The sequence below is a fragment of the Rhizobium sp. Root1203 genome, assembly GCF_001424945.1.
In the GTDB taxonomy this organism is placed as follows: Bacteria; Pseudomonadota; Alphaproteobacteria; order Rhizobiales; family Rhizobiaceae; genus Rhizobium.
On the sequence record NZ_LMCW01000048.1, the window covers coordinates 1 to 11,242 of the forward strand.

General features: G+C 62.1%; 9 protein-coding genes and 1 pseudogene. All 10 read right to left on the bottom strand.

Annotated elements, in window-relative coordinates; all coding sequences use genetic code 11:
* Positions 1–226: pseudogene (locus ASC97_RS27855) on the bottom strand (efflux transporter outer membrane subunit); the annotation flags it as partial.
* A 151-nt stretch (positions 227–377) separates the two neighbouring features.
* Positions 378–3,488: an efflux RND transporter permease subunit gene (locus ASC97_RS27860; RefSeq protein ID WP_057471585.1), complete on the bottom strand. Its 3,111-nt coding sequence runs from the start codon at positions 3,486–3,488 to the stop codon at positions 378–380.
* Between the two features lie 39 nt (positions 3,489–3,527).
* Entirely contained in the window at positions 3,528–4,742 is a 1,215-nt protein-coding gene (locus ASC97_RS27865) for an efflux RND transporter periplasmic adaptor subunit (RefSeq protein ID WP_057471586.1), read from the bottom strand.
* A gap of 135 nt (positions 4,743–4,877) precedes the next feature.
* Positions 4,878–5,480, bottom strand: a complete 603-nt coding sequence (locus ASC97_RS27870; protein WP_057471587.1) for a TetR family transcriptional regulator — start codon at positions 5,478–5,480, stop codon at positions 4,878–4,880.
* Between the two features lie 114 nt (positions 5,481–5,594).
* Positions 5,595–6,536 (bottom strand): phosphoribosylaminoimidazolesuccinocarboxamide synthase, encoded by a 942-nt coding sequence (locus ASC97_RS27875; RefSeq protein ID WP_057471588.1) that lies wholly within the window; start codon positions 6,534–6,536, stop codon positions 5,595–5,597.
* 92 nt (positions 6,537–6,628) lie between these two features.
* Entirely contained in the window at positions 6,629–8,368 is a 1,740-nt protein-coding gene (locus tag ASC97_RS27880) for an SLC13 family permease (RefSeq protein ID WP_057471589.1), read from the bottom strand.
* A 110-nt stretch (positions 8,369–8,478) separates the two neighbouring features.
* Complete coding sequence (locus ASC97_RS27885; protein WP_057471590.1) at positions 8,479–9,177, bottom strand: phosphoribosyltransferase; 699 nt, start codon at positions 9,175–9,177, stop codon at positions 8,479–8,481.
* Positions 9,178–9,244: 67 nt separating this feature from the next.
* Positions 9,245–10,066 (bottom strand): pseudouridine synthase, encoded by an 822-nt coding sequence (locus ASC97_RS27890; RefSeq protein WP_057471593.1) that lies wholly within the window; start codon positions 10,064–10,066, stop codon positions 9,245–9,247.
* Between the two features lie 218 nt (positions 10,067–10,284).
* Complete coding sequence (locus ASC97_RS27895) at positions 10,285–10,491, bottom strand: hypothetical protein (RefSeq protein ID WP_057471591.1); 207 nt, start codon at positions 10,489–10,491, stop codon at positions 10,285–10,287.
* Positions 10,492–10,628: 137 nt separating this feature from the next.
* A complete protein-coding gene (locus tag ASC97_RS27900; protein WP_057471592.1) occupies positions 10,629–10,964 on the bottom strand; it encodes a hypothetical protein in 336 nt (111 codons plus the stop codon).
* Positions 10,965–11,242 lie beyond the last annotated feature (278 nt).

Here is an 11,242-nt window from a genome sequence, read left to right on the forward strand (position 1 = left end):
GCTGGATCGTCAGGTTCTCGCTCAGGCCTTCACCCACCAGCGAGTTCAGCCGCGGATCGCGATAGGCCGTCCACCAGGCAACCGTCGAAACGTCGCCGCCGACCTTCCCCGCGCCCTCGTTGAACTTGGCCGGTAGCGGCATCTCCGGAGGGACGTGATCCGGACCACTCACGCAGCCCGCGAGAAGGAGCAGCAGTGCCGGAGAGGCGAAGCGAAACGATACCATTAACAATCTTCCTGTAACTCGACCAAATTCATTCATGTCTGAAGCCGTCATGCTTCGCTATCGGCCGCGCTTCGCTCGTACGAGAAACACCATCCCGAAGCAGTTGGCGGCAATGTATCAATGAGTTCGCATTTATCACAGTGCATTTATATCACACTCCCGCCTCATTTTTTCGGCGCCGCGAGAAGATGCGGCGGATCACGACGAAGAAGGACGGCACGAAAAAGATGCCGAGAGCCGTCGCGGAGAGCATTCCGCCGAGGACGCCGATGCCGATCGCGTTCTGCGCGGCGGAGCCTGCACCGGTTGCAATCGCCAGCGGAACGACGCCCAGGATGAAGGCCAGCGAGGTCATGACGATGGGGCGCAGCCGCAGCCGCGCCGCCTCGAGGGTGGCCTCGATCAGCCCCATCCCGGTCTCCATTCGGTCCTTGGCGAATTCCACGATCAGGATCGCGTTCTTCGCCGCAAGACCTATGGTCGTCAGCAGGCCCACCTTGAAGTAGACGTCGTTGGCCTGGCCGAAGACGGTGGCGGCCGTCAGCGCACCGAGAACACCGACAGGCACCGCCATGATGACCGAGAACGGGATCGACCAGCTTTCATAAAGCGCCGCGAGGCAGAGGAAGACGACGAGAACCGAGATCGCGTAGAGCATCGGGGCCTGCGAGCCGGAAAGGCGCTCCTGGTAGGAAATACCCTGCCAGGCAACTGTATAGCCCCCGCCGAGCTGCTCGGTCAGTGCTTCCATTTCGTTCATCGCATCGCCGGAACTGACGCCCGGCGCCGAGGCACCGTCGAGCGGGATTGCGCTCACGGCGTTGAAGCGCGCCAGCGTCGGCGCTCCCTTGACCCACTCCGTGCGGGTGAAGGCAGAGAAGGGCACCATCTCGCCGTTCGAATTGCGGGCATACCAATGGTCGAGATCGCTCGGCTGCATCCGGAACGGCGCGTCGCCCTGCACATAGACCGGCTTGATTTCGCCGTTGAGCGTAAAGTCGTTCACGTCGCGGCCGGTGAAGATGACGGAGAGCATCGAATTGACCGCGGCGATGTCGACACCCATGGCGCCGATCTTCTCCTGGTCGATGACGATCTTCATCTGCGGCTCGACTTCCTTGTTGTTGCTGCGCAGCGCCACGACCTTGCCGCTGGCATTGGCCGCCTGAATCAGGCGTTTGGAAGCGGCATCCAGGGCATCCGTTCCGTGGCCGCCGGTATCGACCAGATACATCGAGAAGCCGCTCGATACGCCGAGACCCTGGATCGCGGGCGGAAGCAGGGCAAAGACCTGGGCTTCCCGGAAAGTGAAGAAGGTCTTCAGCGCGCGCGTGACGACGGCCTGCGCATGCAGGTTCGGGTCCGTGCGCTCGGAGAAGTCCTTGAGCTTGGTGAAGACGATGGCGCTGTTCTGGCCGGAGCCGTTGAAACCGAAGCCGAGGGCTCCGAAGACGGACTGGACGGCATCCTTTTCGTTTTCGCGATAATACTTCTCGACCTTCTCGACGACAGCCTGCGTCTGCTGGGTGGTGGAGCCGGGAGGAGTCGTGACGATCGTCAACAGGACGCCCTGGTCTTCCTGCGGCAGGAACGAAGTCGGCAGACGCGTGAAGAGATAGGCGCAGCCCACGCCAACGAGGAGGAAGACGAGCATGACGCGGATCGGACGCTTCAGGAGATAGCCGATGGTGCTGACATAGCCGTTTGTCGAACGCGTGAAGTTGCGGTTGAACCAGTCGCCGACGCGGTGCTTCTTGTGCTCGCCAACCGGCTTCAGCATGGTCGCGCACAGCGCAGGCGTCAGCACGATGGCGACGAGCGCGGAGAGGAGCATCGCCGAAACGATGGTGACCGAGAACTGGCGGTAGATGATGCCGGTCGAGCCGCCGAAGAAGGCCATCGGAATGAAGACGGCGGTGAGAACGAGCGCTATGCCCACGATCGCGCCGGTGATTTCACCCATGGATTTCTCAGTCGCCTCCAGCGGCGAGAGCTTCTCCTCGGTCATGATGCGTTCGACGTTTTCGACGACAACGATGGCGTCGTCGACCAGCAGGCCGATCGCAAGGACCATGGCGAACATGGTCAGGGTGTTGATCGAATAGCCCGTGATCGCCAGGATGCCGAAGGTTCCGAGCAGCACGACGGGAACGGCGATCGTCGGGATCAATGTCGCCCGCAGGTTCTGCAGGAAGATGAGAAGGACGACGAAGACGAGGACGATCGCTTCGATCAGCGTGTGCACGACCTTTTCGATCGAGAGTTCGACGAAGGGCGTCGTATCGTAGGGGTAGGTGATCTCGACGCCTTCCGGCAGGCCGCGGCTGATTGTGTCGAGCGCGCCGCGGACGCGGGCAGCCGTGTCGATGGCGTTCGCGCCGATCGCCAGGTTGACGGCGAAGCCGCTTGACGGCTGAGCGTTGTAGCGGGACGAGCCGCCGTAGCTTTCCTGTCCGATCTCGATGCGCGCAACGTCGCTCAGGCGAACGGTCGAACCGTCCTTCTCGACCTTCAGGATGATGTGCTCGAAGTCCGAAACAGTGGTCAGCTGGCTCTGCGCGGTGATCGTCACGTTGAGCTGCTGTCCGTCAACGGCTGGCTGGGCGCCGAGCGAACCGACGGACACCTGCGTGTTCTGCGCTTCGATTGCCGACGTCACGTCGCCGGTGGTCAGCTGGTACTTGACGAGCTTGAAGGGATCGAGCCAGACGCGCATCGCGTAGCCGGAGCCGAAGATGTTGATGCTGCCGACGCCCTCGATCCGCTGAATCTGGTCTTCGATCGAGGTCGACATGATGTTGCCGAGATCGACGGAGCTGCGCTTGCCGTCGGTGGAAACCAGCGAGCCGACGAGCAGGATGCTCGACGTCGACCGCGTCACGCTGATGCCGGCGTCGATGACGTCGCCGGGGAGCTTCGACTGGACGAGCTGGAGCTTGTTCTGGACCTGAACCTGGGCGATGTCGGGATCGGCGCTGGTGCCGAAGGTCAGCGAGATGCTGGCGGACCCGGTCGATGAGGTCGACGTCATGTAGGTTAGGTCGTCGAGGCCGGTCATGCCGTCTTCGATGATCGTCGTCACGGATTTCTCGACGGTCTCCGCGCTGGCGCCGCGATAGGTGGCGTTAATGCGTACCGTCGTCGGGGCGATGTCTGGGTATTGCGAGATCGACAGCGTGAAGATCGCGAGCAGGCCCGCAAGCATGATCGTAATCGCTATGACCCACGCGAAGATGGGGCGTCGGATAAAATACTTGGCCATTGGGCTATTCCTGTACGGCTCGGATCAATGTGCGTCGCATTATTTCGCGGCGGGCTTCTGCGCGTCGCCGGACGCGGCTTGTTCCGCAGGCACGACGATGCCCTTCTCATTGATCTGCATTGGCATCGGCTTCACGGGCATGCCCGAGGTGATCGACTGCAGGCCGGAAACGATCAGCTGATCGCCGTCCTTTATGCCGTCGGTCACCAGCCAGGCGTTGTTGGAAGGCGATGCGTTTTCGAAGATGCGCGTCTCGACCTTGCCGTCGGCGGAGACGAACTGGGCCGTCAACTCGCCGTTGGCGTTGCGGCTGGTGGCAAGCTGCGGCAGGGCGAAGCCGCTTTCGGTGCCAAGTTCCAGCGTTGCGCGGACATACATGCCCGGCAGGATGATGCGGTCCGGATTGGGGAAGCGCACGCGGATGGTGAAGGTGCCGGTCGTCTCGCTGACAACCGACTTCGACATGTCGAGCGTGCCCTTCTGGTCATACTCCTTGCCGTTCTCCAGGATCAGCCGGAAGGCGCCATTTCCGCTCGTACCCTTGATTTCGCCCGACGCGATCGCGTTGCGAAGCCGCAGCAGGTTGGTGCTCGATTCCGTCAGGAGGATGTAGACCGGATCGAGCTGGCGGACCGTGGTCAGCGCGGTCGTCTGGTTGGCGGCAACGACGTTGCCGACATTGTAGGCCGTTTGATCGATGACACCGTCGAAGGGAGCCGTTATTTGCGTGTGATCGAGGTCGATCTCGGCAGCCGTCAACGCAGCTTTCGCGGCCTCGACCTCGGCCTGGGCCTGAAGGAGGTTCGTCTTGGCGGTTTCGAATTCGATCTGCGTGGCGCCCGATCCAACCAGACGCTGGTAGCGGTCGAAGTTGCTCTGTGCGCTCGGGACGCTCGCTTCTGCCTTGGCAATGGCGGCTTTGGCCTGGGCGACAGTCGCGCGGTAGGGAGCGTCCTCGATCTGGTAGAGGATGTCGTCTTTCTTGACCTCGCCGCCTTCGCGGAACGGGATTTCACGAATGATGCCGCTTACCTGCGGGCGTATGTCTGCCGTCTGAAACGCTTCGGCGCGACCGGGCAGGATGGTCGTGACAGGGAAGTCGGCCTTCTTCAGCGCGACGACACCGACGGGCGCGGCCTGCTGTGCGGCTCCCGCCGCGCCTGCTGCGCCTTGCTTGTTGCCGCTATCGCTGCAGGCTGCCAGCGCGGCGCCGATTGCCAGAGCCGAGGAAACGAGGAGGAAGCGACGTATCATATTGAATTCCCTGTGCGGTGGCAGTCGGAATCAATGGCCTCTTGGGAGAAGGCCGCTCATCGATCCAGAATCAAATGCCACTGATCTTGAATTTAAGAAAGACTTTACGAAGTGACGTAAGTTATGAATCGTCACTTAGCAAGCGCTATTTTGCAGTGCGGCATCGACGAAATTGACGATGTGCTGCGCGCGGCGAACAAGTGTGTCTTTGTCGTCACGGGCGATGAGAACGGGATGCAGGACGCTTGCGAGGACATCGGCGACAGTGCCTGCGGCTTCCTCGGGGTGGGAGCAATGGTAGCGGCCGCCGGCGATGCCTTCCCTTATGATGTCGTCCAGCTTCTGGACAATACGCTCCCGGTATCGAACGGCTGCGTCGAGCTTCGCCTCGACCGTCATCAGCACCATTTCGAAGAGGTAAGGGTTCTGCTGGATGTCCTCCAGGTGGCTGTCCAGCAAGCGCAATACAAAGCGTAGCAGCTGTTCCTTTGGCGGGATGTCGCCGTCAAAGGACGCGAAACGATCCGCCACATCGCCGAGGTGGCGCTCGGCAATGGCGTCGACGAGGGCGGATTTGGAACGGAAATGCTTGAACACGTTGGCCGGCGACATGCCCAGCGAGGCCGCGATGTCGGCGATCGACACTGCGACGAAGCCACGCTGCCGAAACAGCAGTTCCGCCATTGTCAGAATGTCTTCGCGCGTCTCTTCGGCCTTGCGTCGTGGCCTGCGTGCCATGCCTTCCCCCGCCGGCTCAATCCGGCGCCCCATCTTTGCCAACCTAACGCCAGTTGAGGAAAGCCTGCAAGTCAATGTTGCACGCGCTCCCCTCTCTGCGGCCGGATCGATTTCCTAGAAATAGGACGAGAGATTGCGGCGAACGCGCTCGGCCGGGGTGGCTTCACTGTCGTCGGGCACGAAGGGCTGTGCGGTGATCGCCTCGTAGGCCTTGATGTAGACCTTGGAGGTCTGTTCGACGAGTTCGGCCGGAATTTCCGGAATATCGTCCTTGTAAGGGTCGCATCGCTCGGCAACCCAAGCACGGACGAAGTCCTTGTCGAAGCTTGCAGGGCGCGTGCCGGCGTCGAAGCTTGCCTGGTAACTGTCCGCCAGCCAGTAGCGGCTGCTGTCCGGTGTGTGGATTTCATCGGCAAGGATGATGGTGCCGTTCTCGTCCGTGCCGAATTCATATTTCGTATCGACGAGGATCAGTCCACGCCTGGCGGCGAGTTCCTGCCCCCGGGCGAACAGGGCGAGCGCGTATTTTGACAGCGTCTCCCACTGCTCCCCCGTCAGCAGGCCACGATCGACGATCTCGGCCGGTGTCAGCGGCTCGTCGTGTCCGCCGTCGAATTCCTTGCTTGTCGGGGTGATGACCGGCGACGGAAGCTTCTGATTGTCGCGCAGGCCATCCGGCAGGCGCATGCCGTACATCTCGCGTTCGCCCTTCTTGTAGAGCGTCAGGATCGAGGTGCCGGTCGTGCCGGCGAGATAGCCGCGCACGACGATTTCGACCGGCAGGATATCGAGACGCTTGCCGATGACGACGTTCGGGTCCGGATACTCGATGACATGGTTCGGGCAGATGTCCTTCGTCGCCTCGAACCAATAGCGCGCGGTCTGTGTCAGAACCTGCCCCTTGTAGGGAATGCAGGTGAGAATGCGATCGAAGGCGCTCAGCCTGTCCGTGCTGATGATGATGCGACGCCCGTCGGGAAGGTCGTAGTTCTCGCGCACCTTGCCGCGGTAGTAGTTCGGCAGCTCTGGAAAATGGGCTTCGGAGAGGATTCGCACGTGCTCGACCGTCCTTGTAGTTTGTCGGGGTCAATTTATCGGGGCTTCCCCTTGCTCTAGTTCCATCGTCGGCGATGTCAAGCAATCCGGGTCTAAAGCCAGACGACATATATGAGAAGCAGGCTCAAAATGTAGCTTGCCAGCGCTACCGGTGCCCCGGCCTTCAGGAAGTCGGCGAAGCGATAGCTGCCGATGCCCATGGCGAGCGTGTTGTTGTGGTGGCCGAAGGGTGTGAGGAAATCCAGTGAGGCGCCGGCCGCAACAGCGATCAGATACGCTTCCGGTGCATGATGGCCGACCGACGCAAACTCCATCGCGATGGGACTGAGGATGATGGCGACCGTGGCGTTGTTGACGAATGGCGTCAGCGCCATGGCCAGGAACAGAATGAGCGCGAGCCCGGCCAGCGGCTTGTCGACGGGCACGACGAGACTGAGGGTGGCCGCGATCATTTCCCCGGTGCCGGTGGTTGCGACCGCCGAACCTATGGGGATCATCGCGGCGAGCATGATGATGATCGGCCAGTTGAGATCGGCCATCGCCTGGCGAATGTTCAGATAATTGAAGAGCGCGAGCGCCAGGACGACGCCGGCCAGGGCAATGTCCGGCCGCACGATCCCAAACGCGGTCGCGGCGATGCCGCAGGCGAAGATCGCGAAAGGCTGCCATGTGCCCGCGGCGTGAGAGGGCGCTGCAGGCGAGGCGAGGGGAAGGCATTCGCACTCGTCCAGAGCGTCCATGATCGCCTCGCGCGCGCCCTCCAGCACGACGACATCGCCGATCGAGAGCTGCAGATCGTGGAAGCGTCCTTCGACGCGCGGGGATCGCATCGACAGCGCGGTGACGGAAACATCGCGGCTGGCGAAGACGTCCAGCGAGCGCAGCCGCGAACCGACCAGCGTGCTTTCGGGCATGACCACGGCCTCGATCCGGGTCGTTTCGGTCTGCCATCGACCGGGATGCGCGGCCGCCAGGGCGCCGGATGCAGCAAGCTCGTCCAGGAGCGTATCGTCAGCCTCCGCAAAGAGTAGATCGCTCGCTTCGACCATGGATTTGCCCGGCGCTCCGAACACGAAGACGTCATTGCGGATCAGGGCGTACGGACGCAGCGAGAAACGATCCGGCAGCTCCGACAGGTGTGTTCCGATGAGCGGCGAGTTGGCCGGAACGCGACGCTCTGCCACCATGCGGCGTCCCGGAGGTGCGGCAGCTGTCAAGTCCTGGCTGCCGGGAAAAAGCCGGGGCGCCAGCCATGCGGTCAGGGCGATCCCGGCGATCGCGACCGGCAGGCCGACATAGGCGAAATCGAAGAGCGGCAGACCCACTCCGGTCGCTTTGGAAAGGGCATCGCTGACGATCAGGTTCGCCGGCGTTCCGATCAGAGACACCAGGCCGCCGAGAAGGGCGGCGAAGGAAATCGGCATGACCAGTTGCCGCTTTGGAATTCCCACGATGGCGCTGACGCGGAGCGCGACGGGAAGGGCGATCGAGAAGGCGCCGATATTGTTCATGAAGATGGAGATGAAGCCGGTCGCTGCTGACAGGATCGCGATGATGCCCGAGTTCGATAGGCGCGCCTTTGCCAGGATGCCCGAGAGCCGATCGAAAAGCCGCGTACGGGCCAACACCTGCACGACGAGCAGGATTTCCACCACCGTTATGACGACGGGGCTGGCGGCACCCGCAAAGACCTGGTCGACGGGGTAGAGGCCGAGCGCATAGCCGGCCAGCAAGCCTGCGATCGCCACCACCTCGATGCGGAAACGGTCCATAAGAAAGAGAGCAAGCATCGCGACCAGCAGGATCAACAGCGATGCTTGTTCGAACGTCATGAAACCTTCCGAAACTTATCCGATCGCGACGACTTTAGCCGTTCGGTGGGCCCTGTACAGGGCCAGCAGTTGCGAAACGCGTATGCTCGGTGAGTTCGGGCGGCGCGGGATCAGGTGCCGGGCCGGCGCCAGCCGCCTCCGTCGGTTCTCTCGAGCAACGGCGTCGAAAAGACGCCGACGGTCCGGTCCAGCCATTGCGGACCGGCGGTCGGAAGTGCTTCCCGCCAGCGGTCCGATTGCAGCATGGCGGCACCGATTGCGGCAGGTTCGATGGATGAGGCGGAAAGAAGCGCCAATCCCGACAGGATCGAGGCGCCGCTGGAGATGACATCATCGATCAGCGCCACCCTGCGACCTTCGAGAAGCGGCAACATGCGCGGGTCTATATAAAGACGCTTCTGCTGCGTCGGCGTCGTGATCGAGGACAGCGGGACGGACAGATCGTCGCGATACCAGAATTTCCGCGAGGTCCCGAGCGGCACGTATCTTTTGTGTCCGAGCTTCTGCGCGACAGCGGAAGCGAGTGTCAGGCCGAGGGTCGGCAGGCCGACGACGACGTCGATATCGAAGGGGCCGAGCTTGTCGGCGAGACGCTCGGCTAGACCATCGAGGACGTCGAAGCTTGCCTGGTTGACGATCAGCGAGGCAAGAGCGTGCCGGCCGTCCGCCAAAACGCGCAAGGGAAGGCGAAGCTGGCTGCCATCGTCGAGCTCGGCCACATAGAAGGAGGTGGCCTCGGCATGCAGCGGGAAGCTGCCAGCCGGATGGATTTCCTGCCAGAAGTCGTGTTGTGCAGCCAGGTCTCTCACGTCGTGAAGTCTCTCATGTCGTCAAATCCGTCGCTTCATGGCACATGCTGTCAAATCAGGGATGGCGTCAGTTCCGTTTCGTCGCTTCCATGCCGGTGCGCCGGCGCAACCCCTTGAGCTCGGCTTCGGTGAGCGTCCGCACTGCGCCTTTCGGCAGGTCGCCCAGCTGCACGCCGCCGATCGCAACGCGCACCAGGCGCAGGCATTCCGTCCCCAGCGCCTCCAGCATGCGGCGGATCTGCCGGTTGCGGCCCTCGTCGAGTTCGACCTCGATCCATGAGTTCCGACCGCCGCTTCTGAGCAACGTCGCCGACACGGCTTTCAGCACCTCGCCGTCATGGCGGAGGCCGTAGGTCATCTCGGCCAGCACCTGCGGATCCATGATCCTGTCGACCTGGACGTGATAGGTCTTCGTCACATGCGTGATCGGGTCCAGTAGCGCCTGGGCGAAAACCGTGTCGTTGGTAAAGAGGAGCAAGCCCTCGCTCGCCTTGTCCAGCCGTCCGACCGGCGACAGATGCGGCGTGTCGACGTCCTTCAGGCAGTCATAAACAGTGGGGCGGCCCTCGGGATCGTGGCGGGTCGTCACCAGGCCGCGAGGCTTGTTGAGCATAAGGTAGGTCATCGGCTCGGCTGCGATGCCGACACCGTCGACCTCGATCTTGGCGGTGACCAGATCCACCCAGGCGGATGTCTCCGACACGATGCGTCCGTCCACGGTGACGCGGCCATCGGCAATCAGCCGCTCGGCCTGCGTTCGCGAGCAGTGGCCGAGCTTGGAGAGCGCACGCGGCAGGGTGACACGCTTGCCGGACGGCTCGCCGCCGGATCTTGCGCCGTCGCGTGGTTTTTGGTCGCGTTGTCTTTGCGGTGCGCGCCGCTCCCTCACTCTGCTGCCCCTATCCGATGTCGCGTGTATGGGACGCGTTTCTGGCATGAACGCGGCGATGACGCCAGCGAAGCTGTTCAAAAACGCAGGGATAAAACCTGTGAGAATGATGGGTATGACATGGCTGGAGGTGAGGGGGCGGCGCATTGCGCGCCACCGGTCATGTCTTCCATCGGCGATCAGCCACCAGCGACTGTGCCGACCGGTTTGCCGCGCTATCAGTGATGGCCCAAGAAACCTGCAAGCTCGGTCCGGTTCAGGACGACACCAGCCGCTGCCTTATCCGGATCCGGATGAGTGTATGACCAGCTCGGCATTTCGGGCAGTTCAAGAGCTTGTCGCATGTTCATAATGCCGACCGCGAGGCGACCTTGCGCGCCGTCCACGCTGACTTCGACGATGCAGTTTGATCTCTTGGCATCCATCAGCAGTCCTCCCTCTTGTTATGGTCTCGTCCGTAGCCCGGAAAATTGGTTTTTCTAAGACCTAAGTATAACGAGCCGTATGCTACGTCGGATGAGCGCGGCTCGCAACAGAGAGAGGATACCCAATTAGACGGGCGCTATCGCCACCATTGGCGCGGTGGCGCCTGATGGCTGCTGAGCAGGTAGCCGGCGAGGAAGCCGATGGCGCCCGCAAGCGCAAGTGCGGTTGTGGTGGCCGTCGGGTGTTCGCGGGCTGCGCCTGCCGCAGCGGCGCCCTCCGCCTTGATCTGGGCGACAGCGGTCTTGGCGCGCGGGGCGATGTCGTCGTAAGCCTTGCCCGCACGATCGCGCACCTCGTAGTAGGCCTCGGCTCCCTGTGCCGAGATCATCTTCTGAAGACGCGAGACTTCCTGCTGCAGGGCCGCAATGTCCTTGCTGACGGAGGCTCTGATATCGTCGGTGTTGGCAGCCATGTCGTTTCTCCTTTGTTACGGAAGTAGAAACACCGGAAGTGCGCGTCGGGTTCCGTCACAAGAGGATTTGAACCATTTGGCAGACCGAATGACGGCCGTCGAGCATGCCGACGGCCGGTTTTGAGCGTTCGATAAGGAGTTTCTGAGGGCAACCCGTGGCTCGGGGCGGCCTGTGGAAAGCCTCGAATAAAATCGGTGTTATGAATCAGTATGTTACAAAATTGTGAAAAAACATTGTTTGGGTGTGTTGACTTGGAAAAGGGGATCGCCGTATAAGC